The sequence below is a fragment of the Ruminococcus albus 7 = DSM 20455 genome (genome assembly GCF_000179635.2).
Lineage (GTDB): Bacteria > Bacillota > Clostridia > Oscillospirales > Ruminococcaceae > Hominimerdicola > Hominimerdicola alba.
The window spans coordinates 577,645-601,241 of record NC_014833.1 but is presented as its reverse complement, the minus strand read 5'-3'; the positions used below and the strand labels follow the sequence as shown (position 1 = coordinate 601,241).

The window sequence follows — 23,597 nt, the reverse complement described above, 5'->3', positions numbered from 1 at the left end:
GGCATATCTGTTTGGGGTATGTCTTGCTTTAGAGGTCATTTGTGCGGTGTTGCCCTAGAGAAAAGCGTTGCTGATTTCAGCAAACAGATCTCAGACCTCAAAGCTCGGACAACTGAAGAATTAAGTGATACTGATGATGGTTCAGCTGATTTTTCTGAATATCGGGACACTGTTATCTCGGGTTACAATGATCTTGAAGAATTGCTGTCAAATGTTACTGTTGAAAATTATGAAACAGTAATGGCAGATATTTCCGCTTTGATCAATCCTGAAAAGCCCTATGTTTCACTGGCTGATGATCTTCCTTTTAACGATGTTTCGGATGATAATATAACTTATTCCACATCTCAGCAATGTTTCAACATCATTCCTTTCTGCGAAAGACGCTCATGAATGGATAGAATATGATCACCCGGGATATGATACGCAGTCAGGATATACAAAACATATAGTATCTGATAATACAAATATTCAGATGCTTGGATATAGGTATGACCCATATAAGGATTTCCTGTTTGTTCCCGATAAGAATGATTCTCAGAAGATATTTACGTTCGATATTCAGCGTGATAAGACTGACTGGCATAGTATGAACGGAGGTGGATTCCTCTTTAATACTACTATAGATGCTGAAGCAAACACGATCAGCGGATATTATGTTCTCATAATGCGGGATGGATTGAGATTATATGAATTAGATGAGATGAATCTCGATTCTTTCAGAAACAGAGGATATGCCGGAAAAGAGATCAGCAAATTCCAGTTTAAGGATGTTTATGCGGAACATCACATTAAGATCATTGCAAACAGCGACACTGTTTCCCTCTGGGATGGCGGTGACATTGTAATAGATAACGCAGAGCTTCCTAATATCCACGGCAATGGCTATGGACCGATCACAAGCCATGCAAGTCATTGCTGCAGTCAGAGATCATATTTCACGTTTGCCAACATCACTATGCAGACCATCAAGGGCGAAAAGCTCCTGAATATTCTCGACAATTACAATTTTGAAAGTGACAACAGCAGATATGTTATAAGTCTTAGCGATACGCCTATCGAAGATCTTGATGATGAGGAAGTTCAGAAAAATGTTGCACAGAAGATAGTTGATAAGAAAATAACATTTATCGGACTTGGCGATGAAGACTCTACGGAACAGTACCAGAGTATAGCTCAGCTTATCCCTGATAATGCTTCTTTCTATGAGTATACAGATAAAACAGCTGTCAATACCATTAAGAACAATATCATTGATACAGAAGAAGCTAAACGTATTCCGGATGCTGATGCTGTTATTGCAACAGACCTTGCTATAACCGGTGAACTTCCTGACGGTTCATCTTTTGTTCAGCAGTATGATGAACTTCACGAAGGTGAAACTCTCAGCTTTGTAGTACCGATTGATCTTGATGATCTGACATCAGGCATTGATGCTATACTTTTAAAGAACATCAGACTTGATTATACTGATGAAAACAACATCGCAAGAGTCAAGACACTTGATAAGATAACACTCCCTGTTATTGGCTCTGAAGGAAAGATCACCAATCAGGTCACAACTGATAAAGAAGCATACTACGAATATGAAGACGTAAAGATCTTCGACAGGATCCATAACAATTCAGATATAAGAGCCGCAAAGGGACTTACAAATGTTATTACGATCACAGATCCTGAGGGCAATGTGATCACAGAATACACCAAAACACTCAGCGAGATCATGACAAAGAGCTATGTCGAAGTTTCAGAGATATGGAATGTTGCAGATCAGCCCGAAGGACAGTATACTATAATTTCCAATGTATACGATGGTGACGTATTGGTGTCTGAAAGCCAGGCCGTTATCGAAGTGATGCATCATGAATTGCCACAGTATGAGCTGACAGGTTATCTGAATACATCAGGCAAGCTGTTTAAGGCTGATGAGAATATTGATATAACCAGATATATCGAGAACATCGGAAGATATGATATTGAAAATGGAAAGATCAATATCAGGATCATTGACGCAGCACACGAAAAGGTAGTTTATGAAAGAGAAGAAGTTATCGATCTCTCTATCGGAGAAAACAATACTGATTCATTCAGTGTTGTTCCTGCAAATGATTTCACTTCAAGAGGCGGTAAGGAATACCTTATCACTTATGAAGTAACAACAGAGAACGGTCAGACAATTGAATTACCGGGCGATGGCTTTATGCTTGACGGCTTTGATTTCTCATTTATGGGAGACGACGTTCTGTTTTCTATGAATGATGATGCGTCAATAAAGGGTATTCAGATGAACGGCTGGCTTATGAATGTATACGGCAGTATGCACTCAAATTCCAATGTTGAAGCAAACTGCTCTATTATTACAGTCGAAGGTGATTGTTCATCAGTATCAGGAGCACAGTTCAATACTTGGCAGACACTGCTTGAAAATGATCCGATCACTTCTGAGTTTATTGAATTCCCTGATGTACTGAGTGTAATTAAATCGAGATTAGAGGAAACAATACTCAGCATTGAAAACGGCTGGACAAGTGAGAACGAAAATGAATTCAGGATCTACGGAAACAGTGTTGTAGCTGACTCTGATATATTCAGCAGTAAATCCCTGATCATTGATCCCAGCAACTGCTTTGCTTCATCATCCGATGAAGGTATCCTTATTTGCAGTGAAAAAGATATAACTATCAGGTCAACTGATGTGGATATCAAGGGTATCATCTATGCTCCTAACGGAACAGTAAGGATCGAATCAAACAACTTCAATATTCACGGAAGGATCATTGCTAAGAATATCATATTCCAGGGAAGTATCTTTAACGGTGAAACTTTTGATGGAGATTTGAACCTGTTTAATTAACTGTAAAAATTAAACGCCAATAGGTCATACTGAACCGCACCACATTGTGCGTACAACACCAAAAAGCCCCTATGGCAAATTAAAACTGACTTCGCAATTCAAGCGGAGTCAGTTTTTTTGAGTTGAATGCGCTAGTGATTGTAAAAATAGATGTAATCATCAATGAGCCGTCTTGCATCGGCAAATGTTATCCTGAATCCGAACGATACATAGTTCAAATAAAAGGCAGCAGTTTTATTTTCATGAGCTATTACCTTCTTCAAAAGCTCACCATAGATTTCGGTGCTGTCACTATCCAATGAAGCGGTTTTCTTGACATCACTTATGTAATTTTTGATGCTGTCAAGCTGTTGCTGATGTGCCATATTGATTTCTATGAACTTCATAAGGTTAATTGTGATATAATTTAATATATATTCATACTAATCATATTGTATTAGTAGATTTTTTACGTTATAATATACTCATGAAAATGCAATTTAAATTTATTCTTATGATTGTTTTGCGAGGTGCTTTATTTTATGACTTTACAACAGATCAATTATCTTCTTACCATAGCTGAATCACGATCAATGAACAAGGCTGCTGAAAAATTATTCATAGCTCAACCCACACTTACCGGAGCTGTGCGTGATGTGGAAAATGAGCTTGGAATACAGATATTTCACCGTACTCATAAAGGTGTTATTCCGACAGCCGAGGGAGATGAATTTTTACAAAAGATAAAACGTGTATATCAACAGTATGAAGATGTAATGGAAGAATACGGCGAGGAAACGAATATCAGACGTCGCTTTGCTGTTTCGATGCAGCACTACTCCTTTGCAGTCAAGGCTTTCATAGAAATGGCAAAACATTACGACTCTAACAAATTTGACCTGGCACTGAGAGAAACCGCAACTGCAAATGTGATAAAAGACGTTAGTACAATGAAAAGCGAGATAGGCATCATCTATACCTGTGATACCAATCAGCGTATGATAAACAAGTTGCTGCGAAAGAACGAGCTAGAATTTCATTCACTTATCGTATGTTCCGCAAGTGTTTATCTTGCAAGATCACATCCGCTTGCAAAGGAAAAAGAGCTTGGTTTTGAACAGCTTGACCCGTATCCTTGTCTGTCATTTGAACAGGGTAACGAGGACGAGATATATTTTGCCGAGGAGATACTTATCGAACACGCATATCAGAAAACAGTCAAGGCTACAGACCGTGCGACAATGATGAATCTGATGGAAGGACTGAACGGATATACATTGTGTTCGAGCATATACTCCGAAAAACTCTGTGGAGATCAGTTCATTGTGATACCTTTCAAGGATGATGATAATATCCAGAGCAGTATGAATATAGGATATATCACCAAAAAAAACAACGAGCTTAGCAGTATGGGAAAAAGATTTCTTGAAGAAGTAAGAAAAGAGCTTGAATTACGAGAATAGTAGTAAAGCCTGAAAGCGTTTTTATCTGCTTTCAGGCTTTATTGTTATCTACATTTTAACCGCTGACCGCTGCGGAATAAACTTTTTCAATGAATTGAAGTGCTCCAGTATATCCGATATATGTACGGTTCAGAACTACTTCCTCTGTAGCTATTGTACCGACTTCCACCAGCACGGCATTCTTTTCCTTTGCAACATCCTGCTCCCATGAAGAACCGAGGATAAGCGGTGTACTGTTTCCGAAATCAAATCCAGATAATTTCTTCTCTATGAGATAACCGTCTTCAATAAACTCAACGTTTCCGTATACACCTTCGGAAAGCTCGGTATAAAGAGCAGCAACATCTTCTCGGTATTTGACCGGAGTATTATCTGAAATTATCTGTCCTACAGGTATCAGTCCCAACTGGTCTGCAAGGAATTTTGAAAGTGCAATATTATATGCCGCATCTCCGACAATAGCAAACTTTGAAGGGAATCCGAACCAGTATTCTGCGAAAAAGTCTGCAAAATGGTCCAAGAAGTAATAGTATCTTTTTGCTTCCTTTTCTATGAATTTCTCAGCCTTTGTATTATCTATATCTGCAAATTCCACAACCTGACGCAGGAAAGCAGTTGTTGCCTCCTCACCGACAGGGATAACAGGTATATGCAGATAAGGCTGATCGTATTTTTTTTCAAGATGTTTAGCTACCTTCAGATCAAGCCACGGAGAAAGCACAAGATTAAAGGCTGCTTTCGGGATACTCTTCCACTCTGAAACACCTGCGCTTTCACTGCCGAAGAACACATTAACTTCAAAGCCTGCGGCTTCGAGTATACGTTTTATCTCAATGATATCTCCACGCCAGAATGTATTGAAGTAAGGCGCTCCCATCCATAGATTGATAAGCTTCTTGCGGCGGCGTATACCCTTTGCTTCTCCCACAAACTGGTCTATTATCGCAATAATGACTTCCTCGTGTGCCCACAGGTTATTTCCCTTAAATCCGGGAACCTCTGCATGAACTATGGGATACCCTTGTTCGCGGTATGGTTTTATTACTGATGCGACATCATCTCCCACAAGCTGTGGAGAACAGCCTGACAGAACTACGAACAGATCGCCTTTCATGATCTTCAGAGCTGACTTTATAACTCCGTCCAGTTTCTTTGCACCGCCGAAAACGATCTCACTTTCTCCCGAATTAGTACCCGGGATATCGCCTCCGCCTGCACCTGCCGAACCCTGAAAGCCGTTGCAGAATGACATTGTAAAATACTGCTGATCCACGCATCCGGGACCGCAGTTGATCACTGGAACTGCCCCCGGGATAGCCGATACTGTATATGCCGCACCAATGGCACACGCATAGTGGGGATGAGTGATCGTTGTATGTTTTTTCTTAGCCATTAGTCCTGCACCTCCTTAGTAGTTTCATCGAGCACCTCGGGGTGCTTTGCAAGAATAAACGGATCCTTCTGACTTAGCCACCAGTCACTATATGGCAGCCCAACGTGTCTCTTTAGTACCTGATTCATCTTTTTACGTGCAAGAACGTCAAGTACTGCCTCACCTACACGTATCATACCATCATAACCTACGGGGAAATGTTCATCACCTATGGCAAAAGAGGGTATTCCCATTCTTGCGGCGTTTGGAGCAAGTCCGTTGTGACGAATGATAATGAAATCTGCTTTCACTCGGCTGAGAAGTGCAGGGAGCTGGAAGGGCTGACATTTGCTGACTGTAAAGTGAGGTATATCACCATAGTTATCTACAAGGGTCTTCAGTGTGTTCTGCTCTTCATAACCTCCATCGTATACAGGATCATGATGGAATACGACAGAACCATCAACTGTTACACCAAGATCACGAAGTACAGATATAAGACCATGTGCATAAGAAGAACCTGTCAGCACAAAACCGTTGACGCCTTTAAGCTTTTCTTTCAGTTCCTCTATTTTGGGTCGTACACGTTCATGCTCGGCAGCGATATACTCTTCTGCTTCTTTCTCTTTTCCTACCTGCTTTGCGATAGCACGAAGCCATGCATCCGTACCTGCAAAACCGTATGGCTGAGGAGCTCTTATCTGTGGTACACCATAAGCCTCTTCAAGAGCGGTTGCAAAATAAGAACCGAGAGTATGACAGAATGTTGAAGTACAAGCCGCTTCAGATGTCTGTGCAAGCTCGTCAAAACTTGCTATATCCATGATATAGTTTACTCTCAGCCCAAGTGGTTTGAGCATATCGGTAAAATAATCCGTACCCCAAAGTGCGACGATATTAATAAGATCTGGCTGCTTTTTCGGATTCTTATTTACAATATGTCTCAGGACAGCGTGCTGTGAGATATCAAATCCTGTTGACCAGTGCTTTGAACGGAATCCTTCGCACTGCATAGGTGCAACAGGTATCCCAAGTTCGTCTTCCATCTCAGCTGCGATACTGCTGAGGTCTTCACCTATTATCGCAGTGGAACAGCTCATAGAGAAGAATATAGCCTTTGGGTTATAGCGTTCAAAAGCTTCTCTTGCTGCTCTTTTCAGCTTTTCAGATGCACCGAATACCATGTCATTTTCAAGAAGGTTGGTAGTCATGATGTTTATATTTCGAGGTTCTATGCCGCGGCGTTCCAGACCATTGCGAAATGCAAGATTAAATTCCGGATTTCTGGCTGTACAGCCCACAGGTGAATGCTGAATAAGTACGCAGTCACGGATATTACCTGCCTGGCAGGCTGCTATGGAGTTTGCACACATACTCTGTTGGTTAAAGGGCATATTAAGTTCACATAAACGGCATCCTTCGCCGTTTTTTCCTGCACCAGGACATTCTCCCTTATGTCTGAGCGCACGTTCCTCATAACGAGACAGTTCAACAAGTTCAGATGCTTTTCCGTCCCATGATATTATCGAACCAAGACGCATTTCACGGTTCTGAACTGTTTCAAGATCAAGTTGTATATTTTTAGCCATAGTTTTTTCTCCCTTTGAATATCACTAATTTTTCCAGCGCAGAAATCGCGCTTCAATTGCTTTCACCAGATTAGTGACTAAAGTTACGATCGTTCCGAGAAAAACGATACCGACCATTATTCTTGTAAAATTTCCGAAATTGGTGTAGTACTGGATATAGAATCCGATACCACTGTTTCCGCCTATCATTTCTGCCGAAGTGAGAAGGATAAAAGACAGGAGCAATCCCATATTACAGCCGTCAAATATCTGCGGCAACGAAGCAGGCAGCAGAACACTGTAAAGCATATACGTTTTTGACGGGCAGAATATCTTTGCACTTTCAATAGTAGTTTTGTTTATGTTCTGTACTCCACTCATCGTTCCTGATAATATTGGAAAGAAAGCTGTAATAAAAATAACAAATATAGAGCAGCTTTTGAATGTGGGCAGAAGAGCTAGTGTATAGGGAATAAACACGATAGGTGGGATGGAGCCTAGAAAATTAGCGATCTGCTCACCTACTTTACCTACCTGTGCGTTCCAGCCGAGGAATAAGCCTATCGGTATCGCAGTTATAAGTGCAAGTACGTATCCTGTTGTTATCGTTATCATACTTACAGCCAGATCATTCATTAACCGAGGAAGATCGCTGACAAACTGTTCGGTCACGACATCGGGAGCCTTGAATATGTCCTGCGGAATAAGCACAAATTTCGCAGTAAGCAGCGTCCATATCCCGATAAATGAAAATATCACACCAAAAACACCGTTTGTTGTTTTAATTCTGTCCTGCTTTCTCCTTAATAAGATAAGTATGATATAAGCGATCTCCAATATCAAAAGCAATCCCGCAGAATATTTAGGATCTCCAATTTTTTTGGTATGTGAAGGCATAAATTGTATAAATAATGCGGCAAGAAATAAAATATGTGTCACTGAGAGCAGTCGTTTGACCCTTTTCATTTGTCTCTCTCCTTATGATAATCAAGAAGATATTTATACACCTCATCGTCGGGATCTTCTGCAGCAACAGCGTTCAGTGCCTTGTCATAAAGCTCGGCGGAAAGTCCATGTGATATATCAAACTCATTTACAAAGCCGGTATCTACAAGCGCATCATAAAAATTCGTCATACCTGTGATATCAGGATCAGGATTTGCTATCTGGCTGTCATAATCATATGTGTCTTTTCTGAGTGATCCTTCATCCACATCTACATATTTCTGAACATCCTTGATAGTCTTGTCGGGTTCTGTCTTATAAAAATGGTATGCACGGATAAGCGCACGAAGGAATGCTTCATAAGTATCCGGATCTTTCTCAAGTGAAGATGTAAGTGAAGCTTGTCGGCAGCAGACATGATCTTCAAAGCCTGATACTGTACCGCTGTTTGAAAGAATGACATAGCCCTCGTCCTCTGCAAGGATACGGTAAGGTGCGTAAAGTATAGCCGCATCAATATCATCGTTTTTCAGAGAATTGTAAGCATCCGCTCCGTCAGCAAATATACTGAATTCTATTGAATCTTCAAGCCCCAGTTTTTTTGCAGCCGAACGATAAACGATATATCCAGAGTCAACACCCTCAACGCCTATATTTTTGCCCTTAAGAAGATCCAGAGACCAATCCTCCTCTGGTATCCCCTCAACTAACTCAGGCTTGACGATAAGTCCGTGACCTGCGATCATAGCACCGCCGAACACGGTTATTTCATGTCCGTCACCGAGATATGTTACTAGTTCGCTTGAACCAAACGCACCAACGTCTATCTTCCCTGATTCAAGAGCTGCAAGTTCACTATTGTTCTCACCGAACATAACAAGCTCTGTGTTCAGCCCTTCATCTTTGAATAAGCCCTCCTCCTGTGCAACAAAATAGAGAAGATGCCCCGGGGACGGCAGGTAGCCTATTTTCAAAGAATCAGCATTTTCTTGTGAACTAACTGCCGATGCATTTTTTCCCGCACAGCCTGTTAATGAAAAAACTAACAGCAGCGATGCCAATAATGCTTTTGATCTTTTCATTTTTCAATTCAGCCCTTTCCTTGTTTTCAGATCAATTTACCATGTTTTTTATTTTATCATATAAATCTTTATCTGTCCAATTGTTCTTTTTGAGTATTGATTCTAGGAAAATCCGATATCCGAATAGTTTTGCTCGTATAAAGAACTGAAAAAAATATGATATTGTTGATCTTAATCAGACCTGTAAAATGACTAAAAAATGCAAGTTTGCCGATTTGCGGAGCGGAACTTTTCCTTGATGATTTATCTCCTTATGAATATAGATTCAATGCTTCATAACAAAAGCGACCAATCTTTTGAACCGTGCCAGTAAAAACTTACAATGACAAAAGAGCCTCCTATGGTTCAGCGTTATGCGGGGTCTTTTCTTTTATACAGAAAAATAACGGAGTATTAGAGAAATGTATTCGTGGGTGGTTGATTTTGAAGTATGACGGAAAAATGTAATGAAGGTAGGATGAAACGATAGGATTTTTTACTGTCTAATTTTTAGACACCTTACAAGAGAGCAGAGCTGCATCTATGTTTTATATTTTCTTTGCCCGGCGGCTGTATTTTCGTTTTAATATTCTTTCATGCACCAAACGATCTGCATGATAATAAGCATGAGATATAATACATATAAAAAGCAATACACAGCATATTTATAAAATACAATATATAATATTTTATATCTAAATATCAAAGTTAATAAATAACATATTGTATTTTAGTATTCGATAAAAAATCCACACTCGGAAAGACTTTCCTTACCAAAAAGCAAGACCATGTAGAAATTTTTTTCATACATGGTCTTGTTTTTATGTCCATAAACAATCGATTTGGTGATGTCATACTACGGCAACGATAAACTATCCGTAAAAATAAAAAAGGCAAGCTGCAAACTTGCCTTTTGAATTTCACTTCTTTTTCTTTATAGTATAAATTGCATATATGATACCTATGATAATGATTAATGGCAAAAGAACTCTTATAATCATCGAAAGCGTAAATACCAGAAGTCTTAAAATCGATGCAGCCGTAAGCACCATGACGATTGCTGACACAACCTTAATGGCTTTACTTTTACTTGCTGCAAAAAAGAAAAGAGCAACAATGAACACGCCTATTAACACCGGAATATTAAATATGATCGTCAACATGATAGTTTACCTCCTTTTTACTGTTCTTTTTGATTTTATACATTATAACACAAAAGAACGATAAAAGTCAATATTACCACTCCCCTTATTTGTCATCCAGAAGTGAACGTATCTTGTCACGCAGGCACTCGTTCTGTCAAGGTGCAGACACTCTATTTTGTCAAGATGACCACTATATTTGTCAGGGCAGAATGCTCCTGAAAAAACAACAGCGATAAACCAAAAACAAAACGGTATCTTCCAGACCTTGTGTCCGGGAGAATACCGTCTTTTAATTTATTCGGAAATATGATATAATGGTTAATAACCATATTTCAGAAAGGAAAAACGATAGCCGTTTGGTAAGCTCGGAGAGCTGGAGATAGGATTTTGTTGCAGAACTCGCAAACCGATGCCCACAAAACAAAACCATCGGCCAGCCCCACTCCGTCCGCCACATACCGTCGAAATAATTTTAGTCAAAATAACCAAATCTCCCCGATCCAACTTGACAAACTAACAAATATGAGTTAAAATAACAGTGTTACGTAACACTGTTATCAAGAGGAGGACACACCATGTCGGAAAAGATCACAGATAATAAAGAGAGCCGCGAAAAGCTTGTAGAGTGCGCAAAAAGAGAGTTCCTTGAAAAGGGCTTTACGAAGGCTTCTCTCAGAAAAATATCCTCGGAGGCGGGGCTGACTACGGGTGCTGTATACTTCTTTTTTGGAGACAAAAACGGATTGTTTGAGGGCGTGGTGGGTGAAGCACTGGCTCGGCTGAATGCAGTGCTTGAAAACCACTTCGCCCGCGATATAGAAGCCGACCTGCTGACATATGAGCATCACAGCGGCGACCACGATGATTTCAGCGAAGCCCTCGTAAATGTCATCTATGACCACTACGATGAGATGACGATACTCCTCGACCGTTCGGCAGGGTCAAAGTACGAAAGATTCGTTGACGGCATTATCGATAAGCTGGACAGCTCATATATCGCCCTTGCGGAAAAGTACGCCGCCTGCGTGCCGAACAAGCGGGTCAACAGAAAAATGCTCCACTGGCTGACCCATGTGCAGATAAACGCTTTCATACATATGATGCAGCACGAAAAAAACAGAGACAGCGCTCTGCATTTCATAAAGCCCGTTATGGATCTGCTGATAAAAGCGTGGATGGAGTATTCATTGGAAGACGATGTGTGACGTGATATTCTGCGGTTATCCCGCATTATATCATATACTTTAGTTAGCTTATTCTAACCTTAGAAAGGGGAAACAAAAATGTTTTTAGAGATACAAGATGTCAAGAAAAGCTACGGCAAAGACACAAGCTATATTCAGGTGCTGAAAGGTGTCAGCACCGCCGTTGAAAAGGGGCAGATGTGCGTTATACAGGGTACAAGCGGTTCGGGAAAATCGACGCTTCTCAACTGCATCGGCGGACTTGATACTATGGATTCGGGGTCGGTCAGGGTAGACGGCAAGGAGATATTCGGTCTGCGCCCCGCTGAACTTTCCGACTACCGCCGCGACTATCTGGGATTTATTTTCCAGTTCTATAATCTGGTGCCTAACCTCACCGTAAGAGAGAATATACAGGTCTGCGGATATCTGACGGATTCTCCCCTTGATATGGAGGAACTGCTGGAAGTTCTGGGTCTGACAGAACATCAGAACAAGTTCCCCGCGCAGCTTTCGGGCGGTCAGCAGCAGAGGTGTGCAATAGCCCGCGCCCTTATCAAAAACCCGAAACTTCTCCTTTGCGACGAACCTACAGGCGCTCTTGATTCAAAGACCTCCCGCGATATCCTGATACTTCTTGAGAAGATAAACAAAAAGTACGGCACTACAATGCTGATAGTCACCCACAATAACTCCATAAAAAATATGGTGCATAAGGTCATCGTTATCAAGGACGGTCAGATCATAAAGGACTACGAAAATGAAAAGATAGTTCCCGCCGCCGAACTGGAGGACTTGTGATGAACAGAGTGCTTAAAAAGCGTCTGCCCCGCGATCTCAGGGCAGGGATAGGGCGTTATACCGCCCTGATACTGGTCATCGCCATGGGCATTTTTCTGGTGCTGGGCATCGTCGGTTCTGCTGAAACAGTTCTGCACGGCACAGTCGAAAAGCGGGCTGAATTCAACACCGAGGACGGCTTCTTCACAGTGTTTCTGCCCCTTAACGACAGTGAGATCGATACCCTTGCCGAGGGCGGTACCGAGATACAGGCGGAGTTCTACACCGACCTTTCAGTTGATGAGGACACCGTGCTCAGAATGTTCAAAAACCGCGAAAATATCGATAAGATCATTCTCGATGAGGGCAGGCTTGCCGAAAAATCAGGGGAGTGCATTCTCGAAAAGCGCTATGCCGCAGAAAACGGCGTGAAGATCGGGGACAGCATAACAGCGGGCGGACATGGATTCACGGTCACGGGTATAGGTACTGTGCCCGATTACGATCAGCCGAAAGCAAAGTTTTCCGATACCGCTGTGCAATCGCGGTATTTCGGGCTTATTTTTGTCACGGATGATTGCTATGAGGATATCCGCGCCGAGGGCGGTCTGACCGCAGAGGAGTATGTCTACGCCTACAAGCTGGGGGCTGATGTCACCGATGATGACCTGAAAGAGAAGATACGCGCTGTCAAGCTTGATCATATGAAAGTCGAGGATAAATATTTCCGTGAAACTATCGATGATCTCCTCTCCGACAGACGCAGGATAGAGGACGGAGTCAACTCCCTGACTGATGGTACTGCCGAACTCAGTGACGGCATGACCGAACTGGAGTCTCACAGTGCTGAACTTAAAACTGCTTCACAGCAGCTTGTTGATGCCTATTTTGCGCAGGCGAATGAAAAGCTGTCAGCGGCAGGAATGAATGTCACACTGAGGGAAGAAAACTACGCCGAAGAACTTGACAGGCTGATAAAGATATCAAAGTCAGAAGAACTGAAAAACCTGAAAGACAGCATTTCGGGTATAATCGCTTACCGTGACGGTCTTGCGGAGTACACAGACGCTGTCGGCAAAGCAAAAGAGGGTTCAGCCGAACTGAACAGCGGCGCACGTGAACTGCGTGATGGAATTGACGAACTGCTTGATGCGGCTTTCGATATCGACATCGGGAACCTTGTGTCATTCGTTTCCCGCGGCGATAACGAGCGCATAGAAGCCGCGGCAGACGATGTGATAATGGACAAGAACGCGGGTCTTGCGGCGGGAGTTATCGTCCTTATCCTTTTCGGCTACGTGATATCTGTTTTCGTGGTACACCGCGTTGAGAGCGAAGCCCCTGTCATCGGTGCGCTGTACGCTCTGGGTGTTAAGAAAAAAGACCTTCTGCGGCATTACATAGCTCTTCCGACTTTGATAGCATTCATCGGCGGAGTAATCGGCACAGCACTTGGATTTTCACCCGTCGGCATCGGTATGCGGTTACAGACAAGCTATGGCTATTTCTCACTGCCGCAGTACGATATCTGCTATGCGCCATATCTGCTTGTGTACGGGCTTGTACTGCCACCGATCATCTCGGCGATCGTTAATGCACTTGTGATAAACAGCAAGCTTTCGAGGACTGCACTTTCCCTCATCAAAAACGAACAGAGCGCTTCAAACTACCGCAGATTCAATATCAGGTCGAAAAACTTTATGACCCTGTTCCGTGTAAGGCAGATGGTGCGAGAACTGCGTTCGGCGGTGACGGTTATCCTCGGTATGCTGGTCTCCCTGATGGTGGTGATGCTGGGTCTTGACTGTATGGTGATGTGTCAGGCAGTAAAGCATGACAACGTAGCCGATACACAGTACGGCTATATGTATCTCTATAAGTATCCCGAAAAGGAAGTCCCCACAGGAGGAGAGAGCGCTTTCATCAAGACACTTTCCACTGACTCCACGGGGCATACCCTTGATGTGACGGTGATCGGTCTGAACGAGAACAGCAGGTACTTCGATGCTGACCCTGAAAAGGGCGTGAATAAGGCAGTAATCAACAACTCCCTAGTTCAGCGTTTCGGCTATGATATCGGCGACAGGGTGACTTTCACCGATGCTGCGGCTGACCGCGACTACACTTTCACCGTGACGGATATCGCGCAGTATTCCCCGGGGTTCACGATCTTTATGGATATAGGCTCCATGCGTGAACTTTTCGGCGAGGACGAAGACTACTTCAACGCTGTCTATTCCGCAGATGAACTTGATATCGATGCGGGCAGACTTTACAGCGTCACCACCGCGGCTGATATCGAAAAGAGTTCGGGCGTTTTCACAGAGCAGATGAAGCCGCTGGTATACACTCTGCTGATCGCGGGAACGGTGATATTTGTCGTAGTGATGTACCTTATGATGGGCGTGATGATAGACCGCAGTTCCTTTGGTATCTCCCTTATGAAGATATTCGGCTACTGCCCGAAAGAGGTGCGCAGACTGTACTTAAACGGCAATCTTTTCATCGTATCCGTCGGCGGGCTGATATGCATACCGCTGGCGAAATTCCTGATGGACTGCATCTATCCGAGTTTTATACCGAATGTTGCCTGCTCAATGGCGCTGGATTTTCCGCTATATCTTTACCTGATACTGTACGTCGCAGTGCTTGCGGTATACTTTTTCAGCACTGCTTTGCTGACAGGAAAGCTGAAGCGGATAACCCCCGCCGAGGTGCTTAAAAACAGAGAATAGATTTACTTTCTTTTACCGCCGTCTTTCGCTTGTATGAACGAAAGACGGTGTATTTATATTTACGTTTAATATTCTGTAAAATATTCATCGTAAAGGTGTTCTTACAGTTATTTCCAGCCTTTATTCAAATGAGCTCAAATGGCGTAAACAGGCGTTTTTATTGCAACAGTTCATTTATAAAAAACCTGTTTTACGCTTAACTTTTGTTTTGTGTATAATGTCGAAATATATACATATTTTGTTTGCTATCTTGACGAATATTTTTCGTAAGGTTATAATAGTATCGTTAGAGCCGATTGTTTGCCTGTAAGCTTTACGGCGATACCGTACTGTTCAGCATTGGGAACAGATGTCCATTTCATTCTGAACTGATGAAACTCCTCGCTGTATTCAACAGCTGTCACCTTTGGATATACATTTTTAGCGACAGAAACCACAACGGCGTTAGAGAAATCCATGTTCCATTCTCCGTTTATTTTTGCGATAACAGCAACCTTGTAATCAGTTCCAGATTTGAGATCGTCAAGCGTGAAAGAAGTGCCGTAACCTTCGCCGAGTATTTTCCATTTTCCACCTGCGTATCCGCACACAGCGTACTTTTCGGCGTTATCGATCTCTGTCCATGTGAGATTTACAAAGCCATTGCCGTTTTTATATGTGATTTTCGGTACTGCAAAAGTATTCTGAGGTATCTGTGCGAGGGTCTTATCGATCTGTGGGATAATGCCGTTTGCATCTCCTGTGCCGAACCAGTAGAATTCGCTCTTATCGGTGGTGTTCCCTTTACCTGTTACAAGGTTGCGGCAGGTATTTTCACCGAACCTTACATTCCCCCTGATAGGTGCTGTTTCATCTTGGAAGCTTGCACCGCCCTCAAGATAAGCTTTTGAAATTGATATTGCTCCGTTTCCGTTTACAGCCATACCGAAATTCAGCGGCAGAATGTACGGAAAGCCGTCATCATTCAGAGCCAGTCTTCATGCATCGCAGTTTTTCATGATCTCTATGATCTCGCTGAGCTCGGTCACTTCACGGTCTTTTCTTCTCATAAGCCGAAAATCCTCATATCCTCGTCAACGTTTGTAATTTCTGCAATGCCGAAGCTGTCTACAAGAACCTTTGCCACATTCGGAGACAGGAACGCAGGCAGTGTCGGTCCGAGGTGAATATTCTTCACTCCGAGATACAGCAGAGCAAGGAGAACGATGACTGCTTTCTGCTCATACCAAGAGATATTATAAACAATAGGCAGATCATTTACATCATCAAGCCCGAATACCTCTTTCAGCTTCAGAGCGATAAGCGCCAGAGAATAAGAATCATTGCACTGTCCTGCATCGAGAACTCTCGGAATACCGCCGATGTCACCAAGATCCAGCTTGTTATACTTGTACTTCGCACAGCCTGCGGTGAGAATGACCGTATCCTTCGGCAGTTTCTCTACGAATTCCTGATAGTAGCTTCTGGACTTCGCTCTGCCGTCACAGCCTGCCATGACTACGAATTTGCGGATAGCCCCTGATTTTACAGCTTCTACAACTGTATCGGCAAGTGCAAATACCTGTTCATGGGCAAACCCGCCGATTATGGAGCCTGTTTCGATCTCGGTAGGCGGAGGACATTTCTTAGCCTGTTCGATGATCGGCGAGAAATCCTTTACTTCGCCGTAGGGTGCGTCAATATGCTTACAGCCCGGATAGCCTGCGGCACCTGTTGTCCAAAGCCTGTCCTTGTAGCTGTCCTTCGGCGGAACGATGCAGTTTGTGGTCATCAGCACCGGACCGTTAAAGCTCTCAAATTCCTCTTTCTGCTTCCACCACGCATTGCCGTAGTTTCCTGCGAAATGCGGATACTTTTTGAAGAACGGATAATAATGCGCAGGCAGCATTTCCGAGTGCGTATAAACATCAACTCCCGTGTCCTTTGTCTGTTCAAGGAGCATTTCAAGGTCTTTCAGATCGTGACCTGAGATCAGTATTGCAGGATTTTTGCGGACACCGATATCAACTGTCGTGATCTCAGGATTGCCGTATGCTGTAGTATTTGCAGCATCAAGGTCAGCCATACCCTGAACGCCGTACTTGCCGACTTCCAGCGTGAGAGCCACAAGGTCATCGACCGACAGACTGTCATCAAGTGTTTTAGCAAGAGCCGACTGTAAGAAAGCATCAAGCTTCTCATCATCATTCAGCAGAGCGTTTGCGTGTTTTGTATATGCCGCAAGTCCTTTCAGACCGTAGGTTATCAGCTCACGCAGAGAGCGTATATCCTCATTCTCTGTTGCAAGTACGCCGACAGTCTTTGCTTTCTCGGTATAGTCCGAACCGTTCCAAAAAGCTGCTTCGGGGAGTGATTCTTTATTCTGCACCTGTCCGAGCAATTCTTCTTTGACTGCAAGTGTTTCAGTAACCTTAGTGGTAATACTGTCAAGATCGAAATTGGCATTGGTGATCGTGATAAACAGGTTCACGCTGATAAGATGATTAACAGTCTTATCGACAGTCTTTCCCTCTGCACGGAGCTGAGTTGTCACCGCAGACAATCCCTTTGTAACGTACACAAGCAAGTCCTGCATTACTGCGACTTCGGGTTGTTTACCGCAGACACCGCAAGCGGTACAACCTTTACAGCCCGCTGTTTCCTGACACTGATAGCAAAACATTTTCTGTTCCATGATATATTCCTCCATTATTTTCTTATCTCAACGATACTGCCGTCCGGCGAGATGACTGCAATTTTAAGCGGAATATCCTTACCGCTTGCTTCGATTGCTTTTTTTATCGCATACTCCATACCGCCGCAGCACGGCACTGTCATTCTTGTGAGAGTAATACTCTTTATATCGTTATTACGGAATATCTCCGTCAGCTTTTCAGCGTAATCAACGGCATCGAGCTTCGGACAGCCGATGAGCGTTATCCTGCCTTTGATAAAATCATGGTGGAAGTTTCCGTAAGCGTAAGCTGTACAATCGGCAGCAATCAGCAGATCAGCACCGTTGAAATAAGGTGCATTTGTGGGCAGGAGCTTTATCTGTATCGGGAATTGTCTCAGACAGCTTGGAACACGAACATCGCTGTCATCTTCTTTTGGCGTAAAGCTCTGCAATGCAGAACCCGGACAGGTGAAACCGCTGCAAGCGGACTTCTTCTGCTTGCTTGCCTGTACAGCCTTTTCGTCATAAGCCGCCGCTTCACGCTCGGTGAAGTGGATAGCGTCCATAGGACAGGCAGGGAGACACTCACCGAAGCCGTCGCAGAAATCGTCACGCATGAGCTTAGCCTTGCCGTTCACAATAGCGATCGCACCCTCATGGCAAGCCTTCGCACACAGACCGCAGCCGTTGCATTTTTCTTCGTTTATCTCAATGATTTTTCGTATCATAGCCATACCTCCTTGACTTTCTGTATCCATTATAGTATAATCAAAGGAGAAAGTATGTTGTAATTACAACATTTCGGGAGAGAAATATGGATATTTCAGTTTTGCATAATTCGATACTGTTCAAGGGCTTTGATGATACCGAAATATCGGAGCTTATGAAAGCCCTTAATGCAGCCGAAAAGAAATATAAGAAAGGTACGATGATCTTTTCTTCGGGAGAGATCACCGATAAACTATGCTTTGTCACGGCAGGCAGCGTTACTATTGAAAGCAATGATATGTGGGGAAACCGCACGATACTCAACCTTGTAGGTAAGGGACAGTTCTTTGCAGAAAGCTATGCACTCCTGCCCGATGTGCCTATGCTGGTCGATGTCTGCGCCGCTGAGGATTGCACTGTTGTTTTTCTGAGCATGAAGTCGCTCGCTGACCTCAACGATACGATAAGGGCAAGACTTCTTGCAAATCTTCTCACTATCACCACAAGAAAAAATCTGCACCTATCGAGCCGGAGCTTTCATACTGCTCCGAGACAGGTGCGTGGACGTATTATGGCGTATCTTAATACCGTATCGGTTCAGAAGCATTCCCGTGAGTTTGATATACCCTTTGACCGTCAGCAGCTTGCGGACTACCTCAATGTTGAACGCTCGGTGCTTTCCAACGAACTCAGCAAGATGCAGCGTGACAGATTAATACGGTGCAGGAAGAACCATTTTGAGATCATATAACAAAAATGCAGCCGACATTGCCGACTGCATTTTTTATAATGGTTATCCCCTTAACACACCACAAGTAAGATCACTGCACCAAAGCAGCTAAAAGCCGTAAATAAGCACTATTCCCGAGCTTTCGGCGGTTGAATTTGTAACAGTATTCGGCAGCATATAACGCTGTGTGGATCTTTTCGTTTCCGTGGTAAGTTCCCATGATCATTGCTTTGAAGTTTGATATAACTTTATGCATCCAATTCAGCTGACCGCTTGTCGGATCATATGTCTCAAAAACATGGAAGTATTTCTGTGCCAGCGGTTTCTTGTAACTTCGAGCATTATCACTCTCGATCTTCGAGCCTGCGCGGATATTATCCCTGGCAAATCTACCCACAGTTATGCCCTTTAAATTCGGCACATCGCTCATTTTAACGTACTCGGGATTTCCTGCTGCGTTCTTTGACAAAGCTACTATCATCTTGACTTTTTCAGTTCCTCTGCCACGCTTTTTACCGTGAGTCGGAGCACCGAGATACGTGTCATCAAGTTCAACGATTCCGTCCAGCAAATAACGTTCTTCACGGCATTTCATAGCTTTTCTGATGCGGTGAAGGATGTACCATGCAGTCTTGTAGGTCACCCCCAAAGACCTCATCAGCGTAACAGCAGAAACGCTGCATTTGTTGCTCATAATGAGGAATGCGGTGACTATCCACAGTCTGAGCGGAATATGTGTTCTGTGCATAAAAGTTCCGTTTGTGGCGGATATATCTGCTTTACAGAACTTGCAGCGCAGCAGATGGCGTGACCTTATCCTGCGGTACTCAGAGCCACCGCAAAACGGGCAGGCAAAACCCTTTTCAAAGCGGATATCAAGCAGAAAATCCTTGCAAAAGCTTTCATCTGCGAACTTTGAGTATATCCCATCAAGTGTGATCTCAGGTTTCGGAAATCTTTTTGACATAGCGACAGCTCCTTTCGTTTCCTGTCACTATTATACTATATTTTCCGGTTTTTGAGGTCTGTTTATTTGGACAGCATTGTAAATTATCTGTGGTGTGTTAAAGGGATAACCATGTTTTTTATTATGGCTATTGCAGGAAAAAAGCTCTTTCGTAGCTGTTCCTCGGTGTAGGAAGTCAGCTTTGAAAACCTCAGAATATCGGAACAGGCTGCCGCTGTTGCTCTTCGTCATCGCTTCTTTCAGCGATAGAAGTCGTAGCCATATCATCACCATCATTCTGAAATGTGGTTATCCCGCTGACACACCAAAATAAACGATGTTATATTGGGAACTGAATATAGTTGGCGTTTATCTTTCCCCCGCCTACGGCGGGGGGAAAGATAACATCAACTCAGTATTTCCTTGTTATAAAGATATTTTTGGGTGGTGTGCTAAAGGGATAGTCATATTCTGAAATTTTAGTCGAGCTGAACTTCCAGCCCCACACTAAAATTATAGCGCACTTTCGAGGTAAAAGTCTATTCGCAGTGCGCATGAACTTGGGTGCGCCATAAAACTTTTCTTATCGTGAAATTGTTATGGGGAATTTTGAATCGGGCATAAAAAATGCAGAGCTGGTGTTGCTCTGCATTTGAAGAATATCATGTTGTTTTATTCAAGATGATTGATAAGAATTCAGTATTCTCAAAATCACCCCAACCCGGTTCTTTTTCTTCACGTCCTACGGGCTTGCCTCTTTCATATTCAAAATGACTTAATGATGCTCTGTCGGGGAATGGGATATTATGTTTTTTTAGAATGGATTCTATGTCCTCAATCAGTTCAGTTACAAGAGGCTCAGCACCCTCAACACAAGAGCCCTCACATATACTGCCAAAATCACTGGGGATCATCAGAACTTGACATAATTCATCAGTACCCTTGCCGTCTGTAATTCCTCTGAACAATGCAGTAATTTCATCGTAGTCATCTTTATCTAAATTCCCTTCATATGAACGCTCATTCGTTTCTTCATAGGTGTCAAATTCAAGTATAAATTCCGGAACAGCTTGAGAGTATATATCCCACGATTCATTCCACCAATGCGTAGTCCATTGCCACATTCTTTTTGAAACAGGTGTCCAGTCACGTTCGGGATAAAGAGTAGTCAAATAGCGTTCTATGCACATAAAAATATAACATAGTCTACCAGTCATTGTAATATTATGAAACCCTTTTATATTTGAATCACTCACTATACTCACTCCCATTTCTTGATAAATTATAGCCGATTATAAAACATAAGAGTTGTTTTCCCGGCACCGTTTTCTCCTATGATATTAAAAAGCCTTCATACGATGATCTTCAAATGTTATCCCGCATTTGTTGACCCAAGCAATAAACAACTCGGAATTATCCAATTCCCATGGGAAAGTCAATACTTTCTTACCATTTGAGTAAACCTCGACCCGCTCAAACCACTTCGTACACCTGACAAATGAAATATCATCGCTTGTCCAACAGTTTCCGTTATAAAATAGTTTTTTACCCAAAACTGATATAGTGGGCTTGTTTTTCTCACGGATGAACGTTACAATAACGAGTATGGCGATCATTCCTATACAGCACCAGAATATAATATCTCCAATTGAAAATGTCATATTCGGATTTCCGACATAACGCCTTGCTATTGTTCGTACTCCAAAGAAAATGGCAAATAAAACGATAAAACCGAAAAGCTTCGCAGTATAACTGCTTTTTCCTATTTCAAAGCTGACATCAGACATATCTGCTTTTGAATCGGAGAATGCACTCTTTTCGATTGCAAGTTTTTGTTGCTTTAAATTAACCTGATTATCTATCATTTTTCGTCTGCTCCTAATTAAATAGAATAAACCTTTTCGAGTGCCAAGCCGGTTACATTGTTTTCTTCCATTATTTTCTTGAATCTGTCTGATACAAATAAATATGTATTGTATTTGCGTTCTTCAAGATAGATTTTGAAGAAATCCAAATCAAAAGCCTCTTTTTTGAATACGTATTTATCTACCGACTTTATTGCTTCTTTCCCTTGCAGATTAATAATTCTGTCGCAAATGCTTTTTGGGACATCCAATACATCATGATATTCACAAACGTTCCAAATCCATAATTCCGTATCTTGACAGTTTGAACATATACATGGCAAAAACTGTGTTTGCAGTGTTCCGTAGTAACGCTCTATCAGTGCTTTCACCTTGGAATTAACGATTACTGTACCGCTAATTCCCCAATAGTTCATTATATCGGGAAATCCTTTATCGGTTACCTCGATTTTTAATAAGCGTGTTGGAGGGTTATTTTTTATCTCTTTGAAATCTAAAGGCGAATCAAAATGCTGTTTACCGGTTGAATCAATCAAAAAAGCATTATTGTATCCTTCGTTTTTTATTATTTTCCAAATATTCATTTTGTACCTCATAATGAACAAGAATCGTTTTCATCGCACAATAATACAATATGTTGGGCTTTGAAATCCTATTCAAATCTTCCACTCAGTTATGTATTATAACCTCGCCATCTAATAACTTTCCCTTAATTTTAGTGAGAGTGTTACATATTTCAGTCTTCACTTTTGCTCGCTTGTCATCAGGGAGACTTTTAAGTATTTCTTTAATATTATCTACTTCCTTCTCCCAGTCAGGATTAAGAGCACTTATTGTTTCATTGATTTCGTTATTAACATAGTCATAATACGAATCCAGATGACCTCCATTTCGTTATTTGACATATACACATTATAAAGGTATATCTGCCACTGATTATTATACAGAAACAATTTGGCGCTGTCAAGCGGTAAACTCATACTTTGTGGAAAGATTGTTGAAAGTTCTAAAATAGTAAGCAACGTGCAGATAACTCAGTATGTTTTTCTGTAAAGCCATAAGATACTACTCTGCCCAAAGGTGGCAAAATTTGTATAATGCAATCGCGGACATAAAAAACAGGCTACACTCCATGTGATATACTCACCACGGGTATAGCCTGTTGCTTATATTATCTATTCTTCAACAAATCGAAATATATTATATATTTATGAAGTTTATTGGAGTATACTAGATAGGTGGTAAATGTTATTCAGTCATTATTTGGCAGATGAAACTTTTCGCAAAGCATCGGAAGCAGGTTATCAATCAGATGAAAATCAGGAATTAATTGTACATGGTAATATTTTAATTGATAAGTATAAACATATATATTGCCATCTGGAAGGAGAATACAATTCAACCAAGTTGATCATAATGTTTAAAGGAAAAAAAGAAACAGGAGACAGGTACAGCTGGAGCGTATTGAACGAAGATACATTTTCTTTATTTGTTAAACAATAAAAAAACGGCAAGTTTCTTATCAATAAAGCATCGCTCATGAAGAGATTATGCTTTATCTGATAGTATAAAAGACCCGTTTTATTTTCGTTAAAGCATCAATAAA

21 protein-coding genes are annotated in these 23,597 nt (G+C 42.1%); 8 read left to right on the top strand and 13 right to left on the bottom strand.

Annotated features, from left to right (window positions below):
- Positions 1-18: 18 nt before the first annotated feature.
- Both RUMAL_RS02690 and RUMAL_RS02685 read left to right on the top strand, forming a co-directional pair.
- Entirely contained in the window at positions 19-393 is a 375-nt protein-coding gene (locus RUMAL_RS02690; RefSeq protein ID WP_154662912.1) for a hypothetical protein, read from the top strand.
- Positions 394-475: 82 nt separating this feature from the next.
- A complete protein-coding gene (locus RUMAL_RS02685) occupies positions 476-2,854 on the top strand; it encodes a hypothetical protein (RefSeq protein ID WP_013497269.1) in 2,379 nt (792 codons plus the stop codon).
- 131 nt (positions 2,855-2,985) lie between these two features.
- Here RUMAL_RS02685 and RUMAL_RS02680 read toward each other — a convergent pair whose 3' ends face one another.
- Positions 2,986-3,240, bottom strand: coding sequence for a hypothetical protein (locus tag RUMAL_RS02680; protein WP_013497268.1), 255 nt, complete (start codon positions 3,238-3,240; stop codon positions 2,986-2,988).
- Positions 3,241-3,375: 135 nt separating this feature from the next.
- Between RUMAL_RS02680 and RUMAL_RS02675 the strand changes: the two genes are divergently transcribed.
- Positions 3,376-4,296: a LysR family transcriptional regulator gene (locus RUMAL_RS02675; RefSeq protein WP_013497267.1), complete on the top strand. Its 921-nt coding sequence runs from the start codon at positions 3,376-3,378 to the stop codon at positions 4,294-4,296.
- A gap of 55 nt (positions 4,297-4,351) precedes the next feature.
- Here the strand turns inward: RUMAL_RS02675 and RUMAL_RS02670 are convergent, their stop codons facing one another.
- The 5 genes from RUMAL_RS02670 to RUMAL_RS02650 form a co-directional block, all read right to left on the bottom strand.
- Complete coding sequence (locus tag RUMAL_RS02670) at positions 4,352-5,689, bottom strand: nitrogenase component 1 (RefSeq protein WP_013497266.1); 1,338 nt, start codon at positions 5,687-5,689, stop codon at positions 4,352-4,354.
- Positions 5,689-7,257 carry a nitrogenase component 1 gene (locus RUMAL_RS02665; protein WP_013497265.1) on the bottom strand — a complete coding sequence of 523 codons (1,569 nt, stop codon included), beginning with the start codon at positions 7,255-7,257 and terminating at the stop codon, positions 5,689-5,691. Before RUMAL_RS02665 ends, RUMAL_RS02670 begins: the two co-directional genes overlap by 1 nt.
- 24 nt (positions 7,258-7,281) lie before the next feature.
- The gene (locus RUMAL_RS02660) at positions 7,282-7,995 is read right to left on the bottom strand and encodes an ABC transporter permease (protein WP_242837759.1); all 714 of its coding nucleotides are present in this window, start codon (positions 7,993-7,995) and stop codon (positions 7,282-7,284) included.
- A 203-nt stretch (positions 7,996-8,198) separates the two neighbouring features.
- Complete coding sequence (locus RUMAL_RS02655) at positions 8,199-9,263, bottom strand: ABC transporter substrate-binding protein (protein WP_013497263.1); 1,065 nt, start codon at positions 9,261-9,263, stop codon at positions 8,199-8,201.
- Between the two features lie 899 nt (positions 9,264-10,162).
- Entirely contained in the window at positions 10,163-10,405 is a 243-nt protein-coding gene (locus tag RUMAL_RS02650; RefSeq protein ID WP_013497262.1) for a hypothetical protein, read from the bottom strand.
- Between the two features lie 557 nt (positions 10,406-10,962).
- Here RUMAL_RS02650 and RUMAL_RS02645 point away from each other — a divergent pair.
- The 3 genes from RUMAL_RS02645 to RUMAL_RS02635 all read left to right on the top strand — a co-directional run bounded on the left by RUMAL_RS02645 (position 10,963) and on the right by RUMAL_RS02635 (position 15,086).
- Complete coding sequence (locus RUMAL_RS02645) at positions 10,963-11,592, top strand: TetR/AcrR family transcriptional regulator (protein ID WP_013497261.1); 630 nt, start codon at positions 10,963-10,965, stop codon at positions 11,590-11,592.
- A 78-nt stretch (positions 11,593-11,670) separates the two neighbouring features.
- Positions 11,671-12,372, top strand: coding sequence for an ABC transporter ATP-binding protein (locus RUMAL_RS02640; protein WP_013497260.1), 702 nt, complete (start codon positions 11,671-11,673; stop codon positions 12,370-12,372).
- Complete coding sequence (locus RUMAL_RS02635; protein ID WP_013497259.1) at positions 12,372-15,086, top strand: FtsX-like permease family protein; 2,715 nt, start codon at positions 12,372-12,374, stop codon at positions 15,084-15,086. The genes RUMAL_RS02640 and RUMAL_RS02635 overlap by 1 nt, the downstream gene beginning before the upstream one ends.
- Positions 15,087-15,358: 272 nt before the next feature.
- Here the strand turns inward: RUMAL_RS02635 and RUMAL_RS22105 are convergent, their stop codons facing one another.
- From RUMAL_RS22105 to RUMAL_RS02620, 3 genes are all read right to left on the bottom strand, one after another.
- Positions 15,359-16,009, bottom strand: coding sequence for a fibronectin type III domain-containing protein (locus RUMAL_RS22105; RefSeq protein ID WP_013497258.1), 651 nt, complete (start codon positions 16,007-16,009; stop codon positions 15,359-15,361).
- Positions 16,010-16,131: 122 nt separating this feature from the next.
- Positions 16,132-17,760 carry a hydroxylamine reductase gene (hcp, locus tag RUMAL_RS02625; protein ID WP_013497257.1) on the bottom strand — a complete coding sequence of 543 codons (1,629 nt, stop codon included), beginning with the start codon at positions 17,758-17,760 and terminating at the stop codon, positions 16,132-16,134.
- Between the two features lie 14 nt (positions 17,761-17,774).
- Positions 17,775-18,470 (bottom strand): ATP-binding protein, encoded by a 696-nt coding sequence (locus tag RUMAL_RS02620; RefSeq protein WP_013497256.1) that lies wholly within the window; start codon positions 18,468-18,470, stop codon positions 17,775-17,777.
- An 86-nt stretch (positions 18,471-18,556) separates the two neighbouring features.
- Here RUMAL_RS02620 and RUMAL_RS02615 point away from each other — a divergent pair, with 86 nt between their 5' ends.
- On the top strand, positions 18,557-19,201 hold the full coding sequence (locus tag RUMAL_RS02615) for a Crp/Fnr family transcriptional regulator (RefSeq protein ID WP_013497255.1): 645 nt from the start codon (positions 18,557-18,559) through the stop codon (positions 19,199-19,201).
- 70 nt (positions 19,202-19,271) lie between these two features.
- Here RUMAL_RS02615 and RUMAL_RS02610 read toward each other — a convergent pair whose 3' ends face one another.
- From RUMAL_RS02610 to RUMAL_RS02595, 4 genes are all read right to left on the bottom strand, one after another.
- Entirely contained in the window at positions 19,272-20,147 is an 876-nt protein-coding gene (locus tag RUMAL_RS02610; RefSeq protein ID WP_013483548.1) for an IS1595 family transposase, read from the bottom strand.
- Between the two features lie 641 nt (positions 20,148-20,788).
- Positions 20,789-21,382, bottom strand: a complete 594-nt coding sequence (locus RUMAL_RS02605) for a hypothetical protein (RefSeq protein WP_013497254.1) — start codon at positions 21,380-21,382, stop codon at positions 20,789-20,791.
- A gap of 84 nt (positions 21,383-21,466) precedes the next feature.
- The gene (locus RUMAL_RS02600; protein WP_013497253.1) at positions 21,467-21,991 is read right to left on the bottom strand and encodes a hypothetical protein; all 525 of its coding nucleotides are present in this window, start codon (positions 21,989-21,991) and stop codon (positions 21,467-21,469) included.
- 17 nt (positions 21,992-22,008) lie between these two features.
- Complete coding sequence (locus tag RUMAL_RS02595; protein ID WP_013497252.1) at positions 22,009-22,575, bottom strand: imm11 family protein; 567 nt, start codon at positions 22,573-22,575, stop codon at positions 22,009-22,011.
- A 661-nt stretch (positions 22,576-23,236) separates the two neighbouring features.
- On the opposite strand from RUMAL_RS02595, the gene RUMAL_RS02590 reads away from it, so the two are divergent.
- Entirely contained in the window at positions 23,237-23,494 is a 258-nt protein-coding gene (locus RUMAL_RS02590) for a hypothetical protein (protein ID WP_013497251.1), read from the top strand.
- Positions 23,495-23,597: the final 103 nt, after the last annotated feature.